The sequence below is a fragment of the Aporhodopirellula sallentina SM41 genome, from assembly GCF_000346505.1.
GTDB lineage: Bacteria > Planctomycetota > Planctomycetia > Pirellulales > Pirellulaceae > Rhodopirellula > Rhodopirellula sallentina.
In genome coordinates this window covers 15,599-38,901 of the sequence record NZ_ANOH01000218.1, presented here as the reverse complement: position 1 = coordinate 38,901, position 23,303 = coordinate 15,599, and the positions used below count along the sequence as shown (strand labels likewise).

Annotated in this window: 11 protein-coding genes; 5 read left to right on the top strand and 6 right to left on the bottom strand. The window is 57.2% G+C overall.

What is annotated here, in order from left to right:
• Positions 1-67: 67 nt before the first annotated feature.
• The 3 genes from RSSM_RS14445 to RSSM_RS14435 all read right to left on the bottom strand — a co-directional run bounded on the left by RSSM_RS14445 (position 68) and on the right by RSSM_RS14435 (position 7,284).
• A complete protein-coding gene (locus RSSM_RS14445) occupies positions 68-1,570 on the bottom strand; it encodes a glutamate synthase subunit beta (RefSeq protein ID WP_044302575.1) in 1,503 nt (500 codons plus the stop codon).
• Between the two features lie 106 nt (positions 1,571-1,676).
• Positions 1,677-6,251 carry a glutamate synthase large subunit gene (gene gltB, locus RSSM_RS14440; protein WP_008680009.1) on the bottom strand — a complete coding sequence of 1,525 codons (4,575 nt, stop codon included), beginning with the start codon at positions 6,249-6,251 and terminating at the stop codon, positions 1,677-1,679.
• 61 nt (positions 6,252-6,312) lie between these two features.
• The gene (locus RSSM_RS14435) at positions 6,313-7,284 is read right to left on the bottom strand and encodes a LysR family transcriptional regulator (RefSeq protein WP_008680007.1); all 972 of its coding nucleotides are present in this window, start codon (positions 7,282-7,284) and stop codon (positions 6,313-6,315) included.
• 840 nt (positions 7,285-8,124) lie between these two features.
• Between RSSM_RS14435 and RSSM_RS14430 the strand changes: the two genes are divergently transcribed.
• Genes RSSM_RS14430 through RSSM_RS14415 form a run of 4 tightly spaced genes read left to right on the top strand, consistent with a single transcriptional unit; the run spans position 8,125 to position 16,545 of the window.
• Positions 8,125-9,444, top strand: coding sequence for a DUF1501 domain-containing protein (locus RSSM_RS14430; RefSeq protein WP_008680006.1), 1,320 nt, complete (start codon positions 8,125-8,127; stop codon positions 9,442-9,444).
• A gap of 15 nt (positions 9,445-9,459) precedes the next feature.
• Entirely contained in the window at positions 9,460-11,949 is a 2,490-nt protein-coding gene (locus RSSM_RS14425; protein WP_008680003.1) for a PPC domain-containing protein, read from the top strand.
• The gene (locus tag RSSM_RS14420; RefSeq protein ID WP_008680001.1) at positions 11,946-14,513 is read left to right on the top strand and encodes a DUF1549 domain-containing protein; all 2,568 of its coding nucleotides are present in this window, start codon (positions 11,946-11,948) and stop codon (positions 14,511-14,513) included. The genes RSSM_RS14425 and RSSM_RS14420 overlap by 4 nt, the downstream gene beginning before the upstream one ends.
• Before the next feature lie 10 nt (positions 14,514-14,523).
• Positions 14,524-16,545, top strand: coding sequence for a c-type cytochrome domain-containing protein (locus tag RSSM_RS14415; protein ID WP_008679999.1), 2,022 nt, complete (start codon positions 14,524-14,526; stop codon positions 16,543-16,545).
• 210 nt (positions 16,546-16,755) lie between these two features.
• Here RSSM_RS14415 and RSSM_RS14410 read toward each other — a convergent pair whose 3' ends face one another.
• From RSSM_RS14410 to RSSM_RS14395, 3 genes are all read right to left on the bottom strand, one after another.
• Positions 16,756-17,001: a hypothetical protein gene (locus RSSM_RS14410; RefSeq protein WP_008679996.1), complete on the bottom strand. Its 246-nt coding sequence runs from the start codon at positions 16,999-17,001 to the stop codon at positions 16,756-16,758.
• A gap of 471 nt (positions 17,002-17,472) precedes the next feature.
• On the bottom strand, positions 17,473-19,176 hold the full coding sequence (locus RSSM_RS31690; RefSeq protein WP_008679994.1) for a DUF1559 domain-containing protein: 1,704 nt from the start codon (positions 19,174-19,176) through the stop codon (positions 17,473-17,475).
• A gap of 402 nt (positions 19,177-19,578) precedes the next feature.
• A complete protein-coding gene (locus tag RSSM_RS14395; protein ID WP_044302571.1) occupies positions 19,579-21,300 on the bottom strand; it encodes a ferredoxin in 1,722 nt (573 codons plus the stop codon).
• Positions 21,301-21,852: 552 nt separating this feature from the next.
• Here RSSM_RS14395 and RSSM_RS14390 point away from each other — a divergent pair.
• Positions 21,853-23,229, top strand: coding sequence for a tetratricopeptide repeat protein (locus tag RSSM_RS14390; protein ID WP_008679988.1), 1,377 nt, complete (start codon positions 21,853-21,855; stop codon positions 23,227-23,229).
• The last annotated feature ends 74 nt before the right edge of the window (positions 23,230-23,303 follow it).

Here is a 23,303-nt window from a genome sequence, read left to right as displayed (position 1 = left end):
TCGGTTTGTCTCGCTGATAAGACTCGAACGAGGCAAACCGATCGCACAAAAGGGTCACCCCCAGGAACTAAACGCCTGCGAGCGATGTACCAAGCGTTTGCCCGGGGGCGGGTAGGCAACTCGAGCCTTCGAGGTAGATATCAATCGCCCGGGCAGCGCCGCGGCCTTCATTGATCGCCCACACCACGAGGCTTTGTCCACGACGGCAGTCACCGGCGGCGAAGACGCCTTCGATGTTCGTCGTAAACTTGCCATGCTCGGCTTGGAAGTTACTCCGTCCGTCGGTTTCCAAACCGATTGACTCGGCGACGTATTGCTCGGGGCCGAGGAAGCCCATCGCGAGCAGGATCAATTGAGCCGGCCACTCTTTCTCGCTGCCTTCGACTTCGCTCATTTGCCATCCGCCTTCGTCGTTCTTGGTCCATTCGACCTCGATGGTTTGGATACCTTTGAGCTTGCCCGAATCATCGGTCAAGAACTTCTTGCTCAGGATTTGATACTCGCGTGGATCCTTGCCGAACTTCGCCTCGGCTTCTTCGTGACCGTAGTCGACACGGAAGATCCGCGGCCATTCAGGCCATGGGTTATCTGGACCGCGAGACTCCGGCGGCTTCGGCAACAATTCAAAGTTGACGACCGAACGGCAACCATGCCGCAGGCTCGTGCCGATGCAGTCGGTTCCCGTGTCACCACCACCGATGACGATCACATCTTTGCCTTCGGCGCTGATAAAGCGACCGTTCAGACTGTCGCCGTGCACACTCTTCTGCGTGTTCGCAGTCAAGAATTCCATGGCGAAGTGAATGCCTTTCGCGTCACGACCCTCGATCGGCAGGTCACGAGGTTTCGTTGCACCGCAGGCGAGCAGAACGGCGTCATAGTCTTTCCGCAGGTCTTCCGGCATGATGTCTTTCCCGACGTTCACGCCGGTACGGAATTCGATGCCTTCGGCAGTCATTTTATCGACACGTCGCTGCACCGCTTTCTTGGACAGCTTCATGTTTGGGATGCCGTACTGCAACAAACCACCGATACGGTCGGCTCGTTCGAACACGGTTACCAAATGACCGGCTTTGTTGAGTTGATCTGCGGCCGATAAACCGGAAGGCCCGCTACCGACGATCGCGACTTTCTTACCGGTGCGTTCTTCGGGCGGTTCGGGTTTGATCCAACCTTCGTCCCACGCACGATCGACAATCGCGTTCTCGATGTTCTTGATCGTCACGGGCGGATTGGTGATTCCGAGCACGCATGCACCTTCGCACGGCGCGGGGCAAGTCCGACCGGTGAACTCGGGGAAGTTATTGGTCTTGTGCAACCGCTCAATCGCTTCCTTCCAACGGTTGTTGTAAACCAGATCGTTCCACTCTGGGATCAGGTTATCGATCGGGCATCCGCTGGCCGATTGGCAAAACGGAACTCCGCAATCCATGCAACGAGCGCCCTGCGTTTTGAGGTGCTCGGTTTTATGCTCGGTGTAGATTTCGTCGTAGTCGTTGATCCGGACAACTGGCAAACGCCACGGCACTTTTTCGCGATCAAATTCTTTGAATCCGGTGGGCTTTCCCATAATGATGATCCTAGATGAGTCGGAGAGGCTGGGGATGATCGGAACGGCAAAGAGCGGTCCCGCGAGACCCGCGGTCACCGACCACGGGTCCGAATAAATTTGGTAGTTACGCGTTGACGGCGACCTCGGCGGCCTTCTTTTCCGCCTTTTCGAGCAGCACGCGTTTGTAATCGGTCGGCATGACCTTCACACATTGGCTGAGGAACGTGCCCCAGTCCGCGAGGGCTTCGCCGGCGACTTCGCTCGAGGTCAACTCTTGGTGACGACGAACCATCTCCTTAACCATCGCTTCCTCTTCGGCGCCCTCGATCTTCTCGAGTTCAACGGTTGCGAGGTTGCAGTTCAGATTGAACTCGCCGTCGCGGTCCCAAACATAAGCAATCCCACCGGACATCCCGGCGGCAAAGTTTCGTCCGGCTCGACCGAGCACCACGACGCGTCCACCGGTCATGTACTCACACCCGTGATCGCCGACGCCTTCGACAACGGCGTTGGCACCACTGTTGCGAACGCAGAACCGCTCGGCAGCACGACCGCTGAAGAACACTTCACCGCCGGTCGCACCGTAGAGGCACACGTTTCCGACGATGATATTGTCGGCGGCTGTGAATGTCTTTTCGCGTGGTGGGTAGACCACAATTCGACCGCCGGAGAGCCCCTTGCCGACATAGTCGTTGGCATCGCCCTCGAGTTCGATGGTCACACCGTGAGCCAAGAAGGCACCGAGACTCTGTCCCGCCGACCCCGTCAAATCGATATGCACGGTGTCATCAGGCAGTCCCTTCTGTCCGTGAACCTTCGCGATTTCGTGAGACAGGATCGTGCCGACGGTTCGGTTGATGTTGATGATCGGCGAACTGATGCGGACCGGTTCACCGGTGTCGATCGCATTGCGAGCTTCACCGAGCAATTTGGTCATGTCCAACGATTTTTCGAGACCGTGATCCTGTGCACGCGAGCAAATCACGCCGACGTCGTCATGCGGTTTGGATGCCGGTTGCAGAACCTGCGTCAAATCCAACCCGTCGCTCTTCCAGTGCTTGATTGCTTCCTCGGTCTTCAACACGTCGCTGCGTCCGACCATCTCATCAATCGTTCGGAAACCGAGTTTCGCCATCAGACGGCGGGCGTCTTCGGCGACCATGAACAGGTAGTTCACAACGTGTTCCGGTTTGCCCTTGAACATTTTACGCAGATCAGGATCCTGCGTCGCGATTCCGACCGGGCAGGTGTTGAGGTGACACTTCCGCATCATGATGCAGCCCAATGTGATCAAAGGAGCGGTCGAGAAACCAAACTCCTCGGCACCGAGCAGGGCAGCGATCACAACGTCGCGTCCGGTCTTCAGACCGCCATCGGTTTGCAACACCACTCGGCTGCGCAAATCGTTGAGCACCAAGACCTGGTGAGTTTCCGCGATCCCGAGTTCCCACGGCAGACCGGCGTGTTTGATGCTCGTCAAAGGCGACGCACCGGTACCACCGGTATCACCGGAGATCAAGATGTGATCTGCGTGAGCCTTGGCGACACCGGATGCGATCACACCGACACCGACTTCACTCACCAACTTCACACTCACCCGAGCAGACGGGTTACTGTTCTTCAGGTCGTGAATTAACTGCGCGAGGTCTTCGATCGAATAGATATCGTGGTGTGGTGGCGGGCTGATCAGACCAACACCCGGCGTGCTGTAACGGATCCCGGCGATGTAGTCATCGACCTTCTTACCGGGCAACTCGCCACCCTCACCAGGCTTGGCTCCCTGAGACACCTTGATCTGCAGTTCGTCGGCGTTGGCGAGATATTCGATCGTCACACCGAAGCGTCCCGACGCGATTTGCTTGATCGAAGATCGTTTCGAATCACCGTTTTCGAGCGGCTTGAACCGAACCGGATCTTCGCCACCTTCTCCGGTGTTGCTTTTGCCACCGAGACGGTTCATCGCGATCGCGAGCGACTCGTGCGATTCAGCACTGATACTGCCGAGGCTCATTGCGCCGGTGCAGAACCGCTTAACGATGTCCTTCGCACTTTGGACCTCGTCGAGCGGAATCGACGGACCGGCGACGCCCTCTTTGAAACCCAGCAAACCGCGAAGGGTGCAACGGGTTCGGTTGTCTTCGTTGATTGCGTGAGCAAACTTCCAATAGGCGTCTTCGTCGTTGTTGCGTGCGGCGACTTGCAGGCTCGAAATCGCCTGCGGGCTCCACGCGTGCTTCTCACCTTCGGCTCGCCAGTGGAACTCACCAAGGTTCGGCAACGAAGGCAACTTGTCGTCTGCCTTTTCGGGATAGCCGAGTTCGTGACGCCGCAGTGTTTCTTCGGCAACGATATCAAACGAAACCCCTTGGATACGGCTGGCCGTACCGACGAAGCAACGATCAATGATTTCATCACGAAGTCCCAGCGCCTCAAAGATCTGAGCACCTTTGTAACTCTGCAGGGTGCTGATCCCCATCTTGGCCATGACTTTCAGCATGCCTTTGCCGACACCTTTGCGGTAGGCAGCAACGATCTTGTCGTCGTCCATCGACGGCGGCAACAAACCGTCACGGTGAGCCTGCCAAAGAGCCTCAAATGCCAGGTACGGGTTGATCGCATCGGCACCGTAACCGATCAACAGGCAGTGATGATGCACTTCGCGTGCTTCGCCTGTTTCGAGCACCAAACCGACGCGGGTTCGCTTCGCACGTGCGACCAAGTGATGGTGTACGGCACCGGTTGCTAGCAGCATGCTGACCGGGACGCGGCCATGGCCGACTTCGCGATCACTCAGGACCACCAACTCGATTCCCTCATCGCATGCCGCTTCCGCTTCCGCACAAATTCGGTCGAGCGTTTTTTGAACGCCAGCCTTTCCTTCACTGCGGTCAAACGTGATGTCGATCGTGCGGCTGCTCCAACCTTGATGGTTGATGTGCTTCAACGCCGCGATTTCTTCGTTGGTCAGGATCGGGTGATCCACGAGCAATCGGTGGCAGTGCTGAGGCGTGGCGGCGAGCAGGTTTTGCTCAGGGCCGATGTAGCACTCGAGCGACATAATGACTTCCTCGCGAATCGAGTCGATCGCGGGGTTGGTCACCTGTGCAAAGAGTTGTTTGAAGTAGTCATAGATCATCCGCGGTTTGTCAGACAAACACGCCAACGCCGAGTCGTTGCCCATCGAACCGACCGGGTCACGCAGTTGCTCAACGAGCGGGCGGAGCATGAAATTCATCGTTTCGGCGGTGTAACCGAACGCTTGCATCCGCGACAACAAGGTGTCCGCGTCGAAGCCGTGTGGTTCCTGTTCGGGATGCAAATCCGCCAAACGGATTCGCTGTTCCTTGAGCCACTTGCTATAGGGCATCCGGCTCGCGAAGTTGGCTTTCAGTTCCTCGTCCGGGATCAGACGTCCTTCTTCGAAATCAACCAAGAACATCTTGCCCGGTTGCAAGCGACCTTTCTCGCGAACGATCGATGGATCGACCGGCAACACTCCAACTTCGCTCGCCATGATCACGCGATCATCGTGCGTGATGTAATAGCGACTCGGACGCAAACCGTTTCGGTCGAGCGTCGCACCGATGTACTTCCCGTCGGTGAACACGATTGACGCAGGGCCGTCCCACGGTTCCATCAAGCAACTGAAGTACTCGTAGAACGCACGCTTCTCTTCCGGCATGGTTTGATGCTTTTGCCATGCTTCGGGCACCATCATCATGATGGCTTCTTGCAGAGTCCGGCCGTTCATCAGAAGGAATTCGAGAACGTTGTCGAACGTCCCCGAGTCGCTCAGATGAGGCTCGATGACGGGGAACAGTTTCTTCAGATCGTCGCCGTAGATTTCACTCTCGGCCATCCCTTCACGGGCACGCATCCAGTTTCGGTTGCCCCGCAGCGTATTGATTTCACCGTTGTGGCTCATGAAACGCAGCGGCTGAGCCCGGTCCCAACTCGGGAACGTGTTGGTCGAGAACCGGCTGTGAACCATTGCGAGATGCGTTTCGAAATCATCATCGCGAAGGTCGGGGAAATACGGCATCACCTGAGCCGGCGTGAGCATCCCTTTGTAGATGATCACTTTCGTCGACAGCGAACAGACGTAGAACACCAACGCTTGTTCGAGCGTTTCGCTGCCACGCAGTTGGTGCGAAGCCTGTTTGCGGATCATGTACAAACGACGCTCGAACTCCTCTTCGGAGATTCCGTCAGCGGCGGCAACGAAGAGTTGTTCGATCACCGGTTCGCTGCGTCGCGCGGTCGGCCCGACGTCGGCGGCGTCTGTTTCTTGCGGGACGTCACGCCAACCGATCAGAGTTTGCCCTGCTTCGGCGATCAGTTTCTCCAGCGTGTCTTTGCAGATCTTCCGCTCGGCTTCGTCGGTCGGCAGGAAAATCAGCCCGGCCGCGAATTTCCCGGCCTCGGGGAGATCCACACCGAGATCCGCTTTGGCAACCTTGCGGAGAAACTTGTGCGGCAAACCGCACATGATTCCAGACCCGTCGCCTGTGTTGGGTTCGCACCCACAGGCCCCGCGGTGATCCATGTTTTGCAAAATCGTGTCTGCGTCGATCACGATTTGGTGGCTCGGTGCACCCTTGATGTGAGCGACGAAACCGACGCCACAGGCATCCTTTTCCATTTCTGGATCGTAGAGGCCTTGTGCCGGCGGCAGATGGAATTGGTTGAGTTTGGTCATCGTTATGGGAATACAGTGAGGAGTGAAAACGATTAATCGATAATGGCTGCTGATTCCCGTCCTAAATCAGCACGGACACGGCCCGGTCCCTGGACTCGCTTTTTTCGCGGTCGGCTTTGGCAGCCTCGGTTTTAGTGAGCAGGTCGTGCTCCATCTCGCGGCCCAGCAGTAGCGAGCCGAATTCGGTTGCGGCGCGGCTCAATTTGCCACGCTTACGGAAGATGATGCCCAAAGGACGAACCATCTGAATTTCGGGACAGGCAACAACTCTCAGGGTGCCGTTGGCTGTCTCTCGACGAACCGCGGCCTCCGGAACAATTGCAATCCCTCGGTTTGCCTGGATGGCGCGAACGATCGAGTCGCAGTTGTCGAACTCCATCGATGTCGACACGCTCACGCCCGCCGATTTCAGGCATTGGTCAATCGCCCGACGCAGCACCAGACTCTTGTCGAAACTGATCATGTCCATCCCCTCGAGGCGTGAAGCCGGAATTTCCGTCTCGCTCGCCAGCGGATGCTCCGCAGAGCATACCAGACGCATCGGTTCGGATTGCCAGGCGATCGCCCCGAGAGTCTTCGTCGCCCGCGGGAAACTGACCAACCCGAAGTCAACCTCGTTGCTGGTGACCATCTCGACCACCCGCTGGCTCGAACCGAACTCGGTCCGGATGCGGGCCTCGGGATGCTTCTGCTCGAAGGCCTGTTTCGCCTCGGGCATGTAACTCAGCCCGACCGAGTAAACCGCCCCCACGGTCACCGTATCAACTAAGCGGCGACCGTGTTGTTGGACACGTTCCTCGAGTTCTTTGTATTGGCGAACGATCTCTTTCACACCGACGAGATAGATCTGCCCGGCCTCGGTCAATTTCAAAGGACGCTTGGAACGATCGATCAATGTCGTCGACAGTGATTCCTCCAGGTGTCCGATGGATTGGCTCACCGCACTTTGAGTCACGCCACCAGCGGCGGCGGCTTTGGAAAAGCTCCGCTGGTCGGCAACATGACAGAAAAGTTCGAGGGTTCGTAGCTGCAAATCGCACCTTATTAATTTGCCTGATACTGCGGACCGAGATCGTTAGCTCGGCTAATGCGGGAAGCTTACCTATCTTGTGAGATAACGTCAATAACTCGTGAAAACTGCGCACAAAAGGGAAATCACCCGGCAACTGCCGTCAATTGGACCACTTTGCTCGGAAGAGCGCCCCCAAACGTCACACCGAAATGGCCTGACGGAATCCCATCGAGGATTCGCCCGCACCACCGACGCAACTCCCGAGAAAACCGCGAATCCCGAGAAAACAGTCGCCCCAGAGACATTGAGCGCCGACGAAATTGCTCCCGAAAAAATGATTGGCCCAGCGAAAAAAAGGGCAGGGGAAACCTCCCGTGAGGCGCCACCAGACAACCTAAACGCCTCGGTAGGAGTGACCGCCGGACACTGAAACCGCAAAAAATGCCAATTTGGTTGGTACATCATCCAGGGCAATGCGTTGCAGCATCGACCGGTTGAAGAGTCAACTTGATGCTTTCTTTCCCCGCCACTCACCCCCACAACCGGGTGCGGTAAGATTTGACAGTCAGGGTGACTTTGATACCATAAGACGAATTCGACGGGCCCATAGATCTCACTGAGGTAAGTGCCCCGTTGATCTCCCCCACCTTTACTTTCGGTCGAAGCGAGCCCCTTCGCCTCGCGCCGAATCCCGCCTCCTAATTTGTTACAGACGCCTGCGAACAAGCCTCGCGAATTCGCGTCGCGAGAGCTTTTAACAAATTTCCCACCTCTAAGTCTTTACTCCCTTCACCCGGACTCGTTCCGAAATGCACGGTGGGGATGCGGACTTCCCTTTGCTCTTGTGAGGAGCCGACAACAATGACGTGTCAAGGAAATCCATTGACCCGATCGGGCCTGTTTGGACGCCGTGGTTTCTTAATGGCGGGTGCTGCCGGAGGGCTCGGCCTTTCGCTTCCCGATCTACTTATGCGGCGAGCCGCGGCGGAGATGAAGCAGTACGACTTCATCAAAGCACGTGCAAAGAGCGTGATTCATATCTACCTGCCCGGTGGAATGGCTCAACAAGAATCGTGGGACCCGAAACCCTACAGCCCGCTCGAGTACCGAGGCGAACTCGGAACGACCAAGACGAATACCGGCGAGGTGATCTGCAACTCGATGCCGAAACTGGCAAAGCAAGCAGACAAGTACTGTGTGATCCGGTCGATGACGCACGGCGAGGCGGCGCACGAGAGGGGAACACACAACATGTTCACGGGCTACAAACCGAGCCCGGCGTTGCAGTATCCCAGTTTCGGGGCGGTGGTCAGCCATGAATACGGGCCACGCAACAACCTGCCCGCTTATATCTGCATCCCGAACGTTCCCAACGAATTTGCGGGAACGGGATACCTGCCGAGCAGCTACGGCGGGTTCGCACTCGGTGCCGATCCGGCTCGTGGCGATTTCCAAGTCCGCGACTTGAATCTCGCCGGTGGCGTCGATGCGAATCGGTTCATCCGTCGCAAAGAAGCCCTCGAGAAGATCAACCAACGGTTCGTATCGATGACGGCCGCCGACAACATCGGCGCGATGAACACGTTCTACGAACGGGCCTACGATCTTCTCGATACCCCGGCGGCGAAGGAAGCGTTCGACCTTTCGAAGGAAGACGACAAAACGCGAGATCGCTACGGACGCAACCAAGCCGGCGCGAGAATGTTGATGGCTCGCCGTTTAGTCGAAGCCGGATCGCGTTTGGTCACGTTGACCTACGGCAGCTGGGACATGCACGCCAACATCACTCGAGGCGTTAATGGCCAAATGCCCGCGTTCGACCAAGGCCTTTCGGTTTTGCTCGAAGACCTGAGCGAACGTGGACTGCTCGACGAAACACTCGTCATGGTTAGCAGCGAGTTCGGTCGCACGCCCAAGATCAACAACGACGCCGGCCGAGATCACTGGCCGAAGGTGTTCAGCGTGATGCTCGCCGGTGGCGGAATCCGCGGCGGAATGATCCACGGGGCGTCCGATTCGACGGCCACCGAACCGGATTCCGATCCGGTTTCGCCCGCTGATTTGGCAACCACGATGTATCACTTGCTAGGCATCGTCGCCGACAAGGAGTTAATGGCTCCTGGTGCCCGACCGATCGAAATTGTCGACGGCGGCAAAGTCATTGAAAATATCCTCAGCTAGGCGGGAGTCTCACCGATGCAATTGATCTCCACCGGCTGCGTGTTCGGCCGAATGATGGGAGTGGCAACCCTCGCGTGCGCGTTGGCGTCTCAATCGCCCGCGGCGTTTCCTGTTGTCACGTACCACACGCCGCTCGGCGTAACGCGGGGCGGCGAAGCCACGATTGTTCTCCATGGCGACCGACTGTCCGACGCCCGAGAAGTTCTTTTTGACCAACCCGGGATCGAAGTCGTCGGCTGCAAACCGATTGATAATAAGAAGGTCGAACTCAAAGTCAAAACCGGCGAGAACCTGTCCCCAGGTTTGTATTCATTCCGCTTGGTCACCGCCAGCGGCGCGACCAACCTACGCTTTCTCGGCGTGGGAACGATGCCCATCGTGCAAGAGGTCGAACCGAACAACGACTTCGCCGCTCCTCAAGACATCCCGATGGACCGGACCGTCGAAGGGAACGTTGATCGCGAAGACGTCGACTGCTACCGAGTCTCGCTCAAAGCGGGCCAGAAACTCACGGTTGAGATCGAAGGAATCCGTCATCGTTGGAGCCTCAACAACCGCGACATTCTGGATCCTTACATCGCGATCCTCGATGAAGAACGATTCGAGGTAGCCGTGAGCGATGACTCCGCTCTGTTCCAACAGGACGGCGTTTGCTCGTACACGCCCGAACAAGACGGCCAGTACACGATCTTGGTCCGGGACAGTTCCTTCCTGGGGCAGAAGAACGTCTGCCGATATCGGCTCCACATCGGGTCATTCCCACGGCCGACGACGGTCATTCCGTCAGGCGGAGTCCAGGGAGAGATTTTGCAGGCCAAGCTGATCGACATCGACGGCACGATCACCGACGCTTCGGTGCAGCTGCCTACCGATTTACTCGATCCGCAGAATCCCTCCTCCGGACCGACACAGCCATACCCGGTCGTCACCGCGGATGACGCTGGTGTATCGCCGTCTCCGAACTGGATCCGCGTCGGCAACCTACCGATCGTCACCGAAACGGAGCCAAACAACGATCACCGCAAAGCCCCGGAGTGTTCGGTACCGGCACTCCTGTGCGGGGTCATCAACGAACCGGGCGATTTCGATTGCTTCGCGTTTGCCTGTAAGAAAGGCGAGAAATACCGAGTCAAACTCTACGCACGCGAAACCCTGCGTTCTCCGCTCGACGGTGTCATGAACCTCTTCGATGCCAACGGCAAATCGGTCAAGGGCAGCGACGATAGCGGTGGCAAACTCGACGGTTTCTTTGACTTCACCGCCGCGAGTGATTCCAAACACACGATCCGAATCTACGACCACCTGCGTGGCGGCAGCCCGCTGCACAATTACGTTATCGAGGTGTCTCGCCTCCAACCGAGTTTCAGCATCGACCTGAAAGAATTGCGTCGCGATGAAGCGATGGTTGTCCCCGTTCCGATCGGTGGCACCGGCGCGATGATGGTGCAAGTCAAACGCGATCAATTCAATGAAGAAATCGCCCTCGCGTTGGACGGATTGCCCGAGGGCGTAACCGCCCAGACCTTTCCGATCCCCAAAGGACGAATCGAAATCCCGGTGGTCCTCACCGCAGCGGCCGATGCCCAACTCAAAGGCACATTCTTCGATGTGCTAGGTGAAGGCAAACTCGGTGACAAAACCGTGCGTTCGGACCTGCAACAGCATCACAAGATCGTTCTCGGTCAGAACCGACGTGCGATGCTCGAACACTCGACGCCCAAAGCGGTGATGGCGGTTTGCGAGGCGATGCCGTTTTCGATCGAGCTCGTGCAGCCCAAGACACCGCTGCTCCGCCGGGGCAGCAAAGAATTGCTCGTCCGAATCCAACGCAACGAAGGGTTCGAAAATCCCGTCTACCTCAAGACGCTCTACAACCCGCCGGGCGTCGGCGTTAACAACAGCCGAAAGATCGACAAGGGAAAAAACGAAGTCACCATTCCGATCACCGCCAACCAGAACGCTGCGATGGGAACGTGGCCGATGGTCATGCAGGTCAGTTATGGAACCAAACTCGGTACCCAAACGGTCGCCACCGCCCCGATCATGCTCGACGTCGAGGACTCTGTTTTCAATTTCAAATTCCCTCGAGCAGCCGCGGAAACCGGTGGCGAAACGTCGCTGACTCTGGAAATGGAAAAGATCCGAGACATCGAGGGCGAGACCGAAGTCCAACTCGTCGGGATGCCCAACGGCGTTTCGTGCGATGCTCCCGTTCAGAAGGTCACGCTCGAGAGCACCACGGTGACCTTCCCGCTCAAAATCGCGGCCAACGCCAAGACGGGTCTGCACAAAACCCTCAACGTGCAAACACGCATCCGGCGCGACGGCGAAACGATGATCCAAACCAACGGCACCGGTGAGATCCGTGTCGATAAACCCGTTGTCAAAAAGAAACCAAAGCCTGAACCGGAGAAGAAACCTGCGTCGCCTCCACCAAAGAAAGACGCAGCACCCAAACCACTGAGCCGCCTCGAACAACTGCGTCTCGAAAAGGAGTCCTCATGATTGGTTCTATCCGCGTCAACAGCAAGCGTCGCCAAACGACACACCCCGCGACGCAGAACGCGCAGGCGTTCCCCACGACAACGCCCACCGCAGTTTGGCTGAGCGTTTATCTCGCCGCAGTGGTAGGCTGCTTGGTCTGCCTGCAGACCGCTTCGGGAGCCACCCCGGACGCGTCGGTTGCGAAACCGGACCCGCGAAAAACCATTGAGATGGATGTCTATCCGGAAACCATCTCCCTGAACTCCGGGTCCGATTTTCAATCCTTTATCGCGGTTCTTCGGCGTGATGATGGTGTCACGCTCGACATCTCCGACCGAGTTCGCTGGACCCTCGAGAATCCGGCTCTCGCCAAAATCGACGGCCATGTCCTGCGACCTTTGGCGGACGGTGAAACCGTGCTCTCGGGTCACTATGAAGGCGGGCTCGTTCGAGTTCCCGTGAAGGTTGAGAACGCAGCGGTGACGCCCGAGGTCAGTTTTGCCAAAGACGTCATGCCGGTTCTCACCCGGTCGGGTTGCAACACAGGATCCTGCCATGGAGCTGCTCGGGGGAAAGACGGGTTCCGACTGAGCCTCTTCGGATTTGATCCTCAAGGCGACTACCAACGCATCACTCGAGAGATCGGTGTTCGACGGATCAACCTAGCGATCCCCGCTGAGAGTCTGTTGTTGAAGAAGGCGATCGGTGCTGTGCCCCACACCGGCGGCAAGCTTTTCGATGTCGACAGTGACTACTACGCGACGCTCCATCGATGGCTCAAAGCCGGAGCGTTGAATGATTCCGCTGACGCGCAACCGCCCGCGGTCACGTCCGTCGAGATCTATCCGAAACAAGCGGTCCTCGAAGGCGACCTCGCGGTGCAACGAATGGTTACGGTTGCAACCTATGCCGACGGGACCACACGCGACCTCAGCCGACTCGCTGCATTTTCGACCAACAACTCATCCGTTGCTTCGATCGAGCAAGACGGCGTCGTGACTGCCCATGGCCGCGGCGAAGCATTCGTCATGGCTCGATTTGATACCCATACCGTCGGCAGTCAAATCCTCACCCTCCCAGCGGACCTCGACTACACACCGCCGGAATCACAACCGAGCAACTATGTCGACGAACTCGTTGATAAGAAACTGCAGCAACTCCGCATTCTCCCGAGCGGTCCCTGCACCGACGAGGAGTTTATCCGCCGTCTGACGATCGACGTCACCGGCCTGCTGCCCACCGAAGAAGAGGTCACGCGATTCACGGCCGATCCTGCTCCGGACAAACGTGAAGCTCTCGTTGATCAACTTCTGGCGAAGAAAGAGTTCAGCGAAATTTGGGCGATGAAGTTCGCTCAGTTGTTGATGATCAAGAGCGACAACCGCGTCAGCAAGAAGTCGGCATTGCTCTACGCGAACTGGCTCATCGACCAATTCGCTCGCAACATCCCGATCAACCAAATGGTCCACGACCTGTTAACCAGCACGGGAGGCACGTTTGGTGAACCAGCGACGAACTTCTATCAGATCGAACGAGACACGCTGAAGACGTCCGAAAACGTCGCACAGGTCTTCATGGGTATTCGCACGCAGTGTGCTCAGTGCCATAACCATCCATTCGATCGTTGGACGATGGACGATTACTACGGGTTCGCTGCGTTCTTCACGCAAGTCGGCCGAAAACAAGCCGAAGACTATCGTGAACAGATCGTTTTCAATCGCTTCAGTGGCGAAATGAAACACCCGGTAACCAAACAAAACGTCGCCCCCAAATTTCTCGGCGGGGACGCACCGGAAACACGTGGAAAGGATCGGCGTGAGGTCTTGGCCGATTGGCTCGTCTCGCCCGAAAATCCGTACTTTGCCACCAGCATCGCGAACCGCGTTTGGGCGCATTACATGGGCGTCGGGATCGTTGATCAGGTCGATGACGTTCGGGTCAGCAATCCGCCAACAAACCCGGAACTGCTCGAAAAACTCGGCGAGAAACTCATCGAGTACAACTACGACTTCCGCAAACTGGTACGAGACATTTGTGTCAGTCGCGCGTACGCTCGCAGTTGTCAAACGAACGAAACCAACGCGCACGATACCCGCAACTATGCCCACGCGGTCATCCGACGCATTCCGGCTGAGAGCCTTCTGGATTGCATCTGCCAGGTCACCGAATCGGACGAGAAATTCAGCGGACTGCCGTTGGGGAGTCGCGCCGTGCAAATCGCCGACGGTGCGGTTTCGAACTACTTCCTAAACACGTTCGGCCGATCGCCACGGACGACGGTGTGCGACTGCGAGGCGACAACCGATCCGTCTCTTTCGCAGGCGTTGCATCTGCTCAACGGAGCAACTGTCTCTCGGAAAATCACGACCGGCAAGGTGATCAAACGATGGGTCGAGCAAGACAAACTCGAGCCGGAAAAAATCGTTGACCGCATCTACCTACGCTCACTCAGCCGAATGCCCGAACCGGCAGAGCAGGAAGCCGTCCAAACCATGCTCGCCGAGAAAGACGCGAACACCACCCAGGTGTTAGAGGATGTTTTCTGGGCGGTACTGAACAGCCGCGAATTCGTATTCAACCACTGAGTCTGAAGCTATGAAGTTGTCCCTCAAGATCACCGCAGCGGCGTTCGGTTTGGCTGCCGGTTCGGCGTCGTTTTGCTCGTTCGCTGCCGACGCAAAATCGCCCGACGGCGTCGTGGCAAAAGTAACGTACGAAGACGACGTCAAACCGATCTTCCGCCAGCACTGCATGACCTGTCACAACCAAAGTGATAAACGTGGCGGTCTCGCAATCGACTCGTACGCAGCGTTGATGGAAGGCGGCGGCAGCGGTGAAGTCGTCTATGACGACGGTGACATCGAAGCCAGCCGATTGTGGCAACTCGTCAATCATGACGACACGCCGGTCATGCCGCCGGATCAACCCAAGATCCCCGCAAAGCAACTCGAGATTCTGAAAGCTTGGATCGAAGGCGGCGTGCTCGAGAACTCGGGCAGTAAAGCGAAAGCAAAGAAGAAAAACGCGTTGGCGTTCGTCGCCCCCGCGGGCGGCAAACCGGAAGGTCCACCGCCGATGCCCAAATCGCTCCCTCAAAAAGCGCCCGTTGTCACGCAGCGAGCAGCCGCGGTCACGGCCATCGGAGCCAGCCCATGGGCACCTCTCGTTGCGGTCGCCGGTCAGAAGCAAATCGTGCTCTATCACGGTGAGACCGCCGAGTTGCTCGGAATCCTACCGTTCGACGAAGGCATCGCTCAATCACTCCGGTTCAGCCGCGACGGTCGCTACTTGATCGCCGGAGGCGGCGAACACAGTGTGCGTGGCATTGCGGCTGTCTACGAAATCGAAAACGGAACACGAGTCGCCAGCGTGGGTGACGAATACGATGTCGTGTTCGACGCGGACTGCAACGACAAACTTTCGCGAATCGCGTTGGGCGGACCGCAACGCATGCTGCGGATCTTCGACGCGACCGATGGGTCGCTGTTATTTGACCTGAAAAAGCACACCGATTGGATTTACTCGGTGGCCTTCAGCCCCGACGGTGTCTTGGTGGCGTCGTCGGATCGCAGCGGTGGGCTCGTGGTTTGGGAAGCCGACACCGGACGACAGTTCCTCGACCTGACCGGGCACAAAGGTGCGGTCAATTCGCTCTCATGGCGTGATGACTCCAATGTCTTGGCCAGCGCCAGCGACGACGGAACGGTCAAACTGTGGGACATGATTGCCGGGAAAGCCGTCAAGTCGATCAACGTCGGTGGCGGCCCGGTCACAGCGGTTCGGTTCGACCATAAAGGCCAACTGGTCACGGCAACCAAAGACCGCAAGGTCCGATTGTGGGACGCAACCGGGAAGAAACTCAAAGAGTTCCCCGCTATGAAAGAAGCCGTTCTCGAAGCTGCGATCACGCACGATTCGAGCCGCGTTGTTTATGGCGATTGGACGGGCAACGTTCAAATGACCATGATCGCTGACCCGAAATCCACCCAAACGTTGGCTCCCAATCCACCGCCCGCGTCGGTGCGTCTGAAGGCAGTGGAACAAACCCTCGCATCGATCCGCACACGTCTCGAACCTCTGATCAAAACCAAACAGCAGACCCAAGCGAAGCTGGATACAGCCAAGCAGGCGCTGCGTGATGCCGAAGGTGCGTTTCAAAAAGCCCAAGCCACCGTTGAGGCATGTCGCCAAAACGAAAAGACGATGCGAGAGAAAGCCCAACAATTGAACGGCAGTCTGCCTGCTATGGTGACGGCATCGCGAGACCTGCATGACAAAGTCATCGCGATTCGTCTATCTCACGGGCCGGAAATGGACTCCAAAAGCATCGAACAGACTGCGGCTGCGGAGTCGGAGTTGGCCGCCCAACTGACAAAGATCGCTCAAACGCGACGAGAGATCGTCAGCTCGGTCGCCCAAGCGGATTCAGAAAAGACGCGCCTGCCTGACTTAGTCGCGAAAGCCAAATCGGCCGAGCAAACTGCGGCTCAAAAACGCATGGAAGTTGAGGCATCTCAAAAGGCGTTGCAGCAAGCTATTCAAGCTCACGACGTGGTGGCTGCCCAGATGAGCGAACAGGAACGCAAGAAACAGACGCTCGCCGCGGCCGTTCAGTGATGGTCGACGAGTAACCAGCGTTTTGGAAAGACAGCGTTTGCAAAGGCAATGCTTGCGAGAGTCGGTGCTTGCAAGGATCACGTTTCAGCGCGCCGCGTGGCATTCGCCCCACGGCTTTCCGTGATGAATGCCTACCGGACGAGAGTGATGTCGTGGGCAACATACCGCCTACGACGTGCCACTGACTGACCGGCGTTCACGGGCTCGTATTTACGAGGCCGCAACGTCGACGCGGTTCTTGATTTGCCACAACACGCCGGCTTGTCGGATGGTGGGAACCAGTTCGCTCCGCAGCTCCTGATTCGGCAAGGTGCCACGCAATATAATTGCGGTGTTTTCGACAGACACCTGCAAACGGGTGGCATACGCCCCCAACCGCTCGTGAACACGGATCATCGATTGGATTCGTTTGAGGCTTCGGTTTGCGCCGCTGTTACTTTGAGATGGGATGTCCATTGCGAAACTCGTGTATTCAGTTTGAGTCGATGGACCAAAACCACAAGGCCTTGATCTACTACCTAATAGCGAAAATGGGGCGGCATCCGCGACATAAAATCCGAGGATTTCGCCCATTTTTTCTCCGCCAAAGAGCGACTCGCGCGTTTACCCGGCGTTGTCGCCAACCATTCTCACGAGAGAGCACATCGTATACCGAAGTGCTCGCTGCAACTCGTTGATCGCGAGAGCGTGTTCAGGAAGGATGCAGCTGATGTGGTCAGACTTCGGAGAACTGAATTCTGGCAAATCCAACTACGAGGATTTTGCGCGAGCGAACCGATCGGTTCCGGCCATCATCGACGTCGGGTCGGCAGCCCCCTGTAGCGAAATGCAAACGCAAAACGCCATGCGGATTAAGGCGCATGGCGTTAGTGCGTTTGGTTCGTTTCTGTCGTCTGGTCAGGCGACGTTAGCCCGGGGCCGGTACTGCTACCAATCGTTGTGGTCGACGACTTCTTTCCCGGATCGAGTGAGCAACTTCGTGAATAGATCGGGATCAATGCCTCGCAATGCAAAACGCACCGCACCGTCCCCCATGCCGACATGAAATCCACCGTCGCGCGCGTTGCCGAGATTTCGCAGCGGACGATCGAGATCGATCTCAATGTCTTCCGGTTTGGACCAAACCACGGCCGCGTCCGGATTCGTCTCAACGATCAATATCGAGTTGCTCAACCCATCGAGGAAATCTCGAAAGCTGGTTTTCTTTTCAGGATGCATTCCGATCTTCTCGCCGACGATAGCCTGAATCATGGTCCTGCCTGGCGGCAGTGGAACCCCGGGGGACTCGTAGACGCTCGGCAACTTCTTCGACAGCGGCAGGTTGTGCTCGCTGTCCCACGGTTCATCGAGGTGGAACTGCTGATACAGTTGCTGCTCTTCGAGAAACGGCAACAGGGCAACCCGCCAACTCAACAGTGGCTTACCATCGGCATCGGTAATCGCCGGCGCAGGCAATCGCCTATAGGCCGAGTGATAATTGTGGAATGCCAACATCACCTGTTTGAAGTTGTTAGAACTGCTCATCCGCCGCGCGGCCGTGCGTGCCGCTTGGACCGCGGGCAAAAGCAATCCGACCAAAACGCCGGTCGTCGCGACGCTTAATTCGGGCTCCATCTCAAGGGCAACTTCGTCACCTCGCAGCGTTGGTTGCAGAGCCTTGGTAATCTTGTCTGCGATCCGATTGGCGTACCGATCGATCGCCTCGCGCATTGCTCGGGACTGTTCGGATTCCGCTAGGTTGCGGCTGACCTCCTCGATCGCCAACACTCGCGTCGCGACGATTGAATCAGCGAGAATAGACTCGATTCGCTGCGCCGCCACCTCGTCGGTTCCTTTGAGTGCCACCCGCACCGCCGCAGATTCATCGTTGAAGTCGATGTGGATTTTGATCGCGTCGGTCAATCCGGGAACCTGCGCGAGCGGTTGAAGGTCCGGCGCGAGTTCGCTCGCGTTTTGCATCGCGACACCGCTGAGGATCGGCCGGACCTGTTCGGTAACCATCGCAATCGTGAGCCCAGAGGAATGCGACATCGATCGCAACAGGAAGGGCAGGTCGCCATTGCCATTCTCGGCATCGAGCATCTTCTGCAGATAGCCCGCCATTCCGACGTACAACGTGGTGTCGTCAATCATCGACACGATCGTCCCGGGCGGACCTTCGACCGCATAGCCTTCGTGCGAACCGACCGGCATCGACTCAGGCGAGGCGTCCAACGCTTCACGCAGACGTTCGAAACGAATCGAGTCCGTGAATTGTGTGATCGCACCGAACTCGGGTTGCATCGTCTGCGGGTCCAGCGAGACCACAATTTTGATCTCCGCGATGTCCATCGGATCGATGCCGGTTTGCTCAATCATCTGCACCCGAACGACCTCGATCGGGAACATCTCGAGCATCGAGTTGTTGAGCCAATTTTCCGGTGAGAGAATCGCCACCGCCAACGCATCATCGGGAACATACCGGCTCAGCGATCCGTTGTCGCTCGAGGTTTTCGTCGGTGCGAGCGCGTCCTGGGCAAAACCTGGAGCGGCGATCAAGGAAGACGAAAGCACGGCAATCGCAATTGCCAGAATGCGGAACGAAGACGCAACAGACGCCTCGTTGATGTGGAGAAAGAAAGCTCGATTCATTGATTTGTCCGGTTGTGAGCGAAAACATGACCAGAGGGGGCGATCCCCCCAATCGGCATCCCAGTGTAGCGAAACCGAACCACGCGATGGGGCATACATCACCGTCGACAAACAATCTCAGTCGACAAAACCCAATCCACCAGACTCGCCCAAAAATCTCGCCCCGCTAAACTCAGTCCACAAAAAAACCGCTACAGCCTGAGGCAGTAGCGGTTTCGATTTCGGTTTCGATTTCGATGTGTTTGCTGTTCTCTGTCGATCGACAGGAGTTAGCAACGTACCGAACGAGTAGTTTATGCCGGCTCCATTTTCGGGTAGTGGATCCTGTGAAAGATCCTTATGCAGCAGGATCATTCTCAAGATCCACTCCTGCCTACCCAAAAAACGTGCTGCGCCGGATGTCTAGCAACCGTGGCAAGGCGATGCACTTACCGGTGCGCCACATCCGCCACAACCACTGTTGAGCACGGGAGTCGACATCACAGGGGCCGAGTAAACCGGTGCCCCGCATCCGCCACCCTGCATGATCGATGGCCCGGTGTTGATCACACCTCCGCTAATGATGCCGGTCGCGGCACCACTGCGGCATGGGTGGATGGTTTCCTCCACCAACGTTGGAACCATTTTGCAAACCTGAACGGTTTGCTCTTTGATCACCGAATGGGGAACATTGACGACATACTCTTCGACCTGCTCTTCGGCGACTCGCTCGTAGCGAGTCGTTTGATAAGGTTCGACGGTGTACTCAGGCACGTTGTAGGTGTAGCTGATTTCCTTGGTACGTTCTTCGGTTGAGTAAGTAACGTACGGGATCGTTTCCGTTTTGGTGACGGTGTTGTAGGTCAACGTTTTCCGCATGCGAGTGCGGCTTTCTTCGTTGTACTGAACGACCTTGCGATTACGGGTACGGGTTTCGTCCACGTAGTCGACAACTTGCTTCGTTCCTGTACGAGTTTCAGGACGATATGCGATCGTGGTGCACTCGTAAGGGACTTGCGTCGATTGTTGTTCGTAAACGGTGTAGTTCACGACCTGCGACTGTTTTTGGGTGGTGGTGACTTCGATGGTTTCCGTCGTCACGTTGGGAACCCAAACGCGTTTCGTGGTGGTGGTCGTCGTTGGGGCACAAGCAGTCGCAACAGCCGGTGCCGAGTAGCTGACGCTACCGCCACATCCGCCGTAGCTTCCGCCACCGCATCCGCCGCATGAGGAAACGGTCGCACATCCGCCACATGCCGAACGGCAACCGCATCCGCAATTGCTGCTGTGCCGGGAACCACAAGCGTAGCTAGACGAACTTCCACATCCGCTGCTGTAAACGACGTTTGTCGTAACTGGTGCGGCGGGCACCTCGATGACCTGTTCTTCCCAGTGACCGTAGTCCTTGGTGACGGTTTTCATCTCGGTCTTCGGGACGTCGATTTGGATCGTTCGCGACTTAGTGACGGGAACGGCGTTGACCACCGTGCGAGTTTTCTGAGTCGTGACCGGGTAGGGCACGTTGACCGTGTAAGTGAAGGTTTCGTCGCGAAGACGTGGCACCTTCACGGTGTACTCTTCAGGAACGTCGACCAGGCTTGGGACACGAACGGTGTATTCTTCAGGAACCTCTGACCATTGTGGAACGGTCTCGGTCACTTCGACAGTCTTCTCGGTTTTGTTAGGAACGAGAACCGTGTAGGTGATCGTCTTGGTGTCGGTCTTTGGAACGTTGGTCACCTTCGTGCGGTATTTTTCCTCAGTGACAGGAACCGTCCGGTAAACGGTCTTGGTCCGGTACCGGGTTTCGGGGCGAGTTTCCTGAACAGTGACGGGCCGAGTTTCGGTGACATAAGTCGGCTTCATGACCACACGGTATGCGGTCGTCGGTTCGCACAGCGTTTCAGGCTGCGGAACGGAACTCACCGATACTGAGGGGGCGTAGGTGGCAACGGCGTTGTAGCTGCTGACCGTCGGAACGACGTAGCCCTGCCCACAACCGATGGCACCGCCACATCCGCTGCTGACAACCGTTGGTGCGGCACCGCACGGGTCCGAACAGCCACCGCATGGCCGGCATCGTGCTGTGGCGGTCGTCGCGTAAGACGCCAACACCACAGTAGCAAGGCCCAAGATTCGAGACATTGAATTCACTGCTGTATTCCTCAAAGAGATTCCAAAAAAGCCGTTACGGCGAAACATTTACTTCCGAGCGAGACTTCCGAGTCGACCGCCTCCAAATGACACCAGGACACAAGACTAGACTGAACATCCACTCATTCAATCGTCCAGGCGTTATTTTTTGCGCAAAACGGGCAACCGGCAAAAGTGTCGCGTCTTACCAAAACCATTGCAATCATTAGAGTCGCAACATTGGGGAGTTAGCGGATAATAGTGAACATCCCCACATCCGCCCCGCCTTACCCAATGAACCGTTGAAAACGCGAAACGATGGCTAAAAAACCACGTTTTCGCGGCCTCCGGACTTCAAAAGACCATTCTCAATGGTTCCAATTTGCGGCGAGAACTCACCTACAATCTTTTCCCAAGCCCGCCAAAGGTAAACAAATGCATCGTGCCCCTTCTTTCCTGAGGAACGATTCCCTGTGGAATGGCTGCCTGTGGAACGGCTGCCTGTGGAACGGCGACCTGTGGAATGTTTTGGTTCGGAGGCTCCGAGACAATCCTCGGCGGGGCATGCTCCAGGCGCTCTGCAGCCTGATCGTGACCGCCTCGTGCCTCACTGCGACCCTGACGTGGACGACCAACGCATCGGCCGCGAGCCCCGGTCAACCCGTCGTCGCCCGCGTTGAGATGAAATTCGCCACCGGGGAAGAGATCGTCGATGTGATCGCCAAAGGCGACCTGCTCACCGTGGTGGAAGACCGGGGTGATGACTACGTGATCGTGACGCACGACGGAACCCGCGGTGCGGTCGACAAAGTCAACGCCGTGGAGTTGGCCGAATCGACCGCCATCTACACCGAGTTGATCGAAGAATTTCCCAACGAAGGACGCTACTACACCCTCCGCGCGTCGGCATGGTGGGCACTCGGCAAAGAGGAAAAGGCACTCGAAGATTTCAACACCGCGATCGAAAAAGGGTACAAGGAAGCGCACGCCTACAGCAGTCGCGGTCTGTTCATGGCGGCCCGTGGAAAACACGCCGAGGCGATCGAAGACTACGACCGGGCCTTGAAAATCGACCCGGACGACATCACTCCGTTGATCAACCGGGCCGCCGTGCACATGGGGCAGGGTGAATACGAAAAAGCGATCAGCGATTACAGCGACGCGTTGGAAGTCCGCAAAAACAACGCGGCTCTCCTGCGACAACGGGCGATCGCGTACAAAGCGGCGGGGAAACTCGATAAAGCGATTGCTGACTTTGACACGATCGTCGACGCCGACGCCGAAGACGTCGCCGCGATCATGGGTCGCGGCTACATCCGTTTCCAACAGCAAGAATTTGCCGCCGCGGCCGCCGACTTCTCAGCCGCCCTCGAACTCAACGAGGAAGATCCCGTCGCGTGGAACAACCGAGGCTACAACCGCTATCAACTCGGCAAAGCCGAGCAAGCGTTGGCCGACTACAACCACGCGATCGAGTTGGCACCGAACTACGCACTCGCTCATCAAAACCGAGCTTGGTTGCTGGCAACGGTCCAGGACGAGTCACTCCGCGATCCTCAGGCGGCAATTCAATCGGCCGAAAAGGCCTGCGAGATTAACTCGTACGGGAACATCGGCGACCTGTCCGCGTTGGCTGCAGCCTACGCCGCCGCCGGCAACTTCAAGGACGCGGTGGGTTGGCAAGAAAAGGTCGTCGAGATCGCTCCTCCCGACGTCAAAACATTCGCCGAAAAAATGCTGACGCGTTACCGCAACGAAAAACCGTACATTGCCGATCCGGTTGCCGCGGAGAAAGCGGAACGAGAAGCTGCCGAAGCCGCAGCGGCGGCCGAAGCGGAAAAGAAGAACGCCGCAGCGATCCGCGAAGCCGCCGCGAAACTCGAAGCCGAATCCAAACTCAAGAGTAAGGCGAACGCCAATGGTGAAGTCGAATCGCCATAGCAAGACCAGTGATTGAGCGGTCCGTGACCGAGTACCTGTGTAACCGAATGAGGTCGTAACCGAGTGTGGTCGAT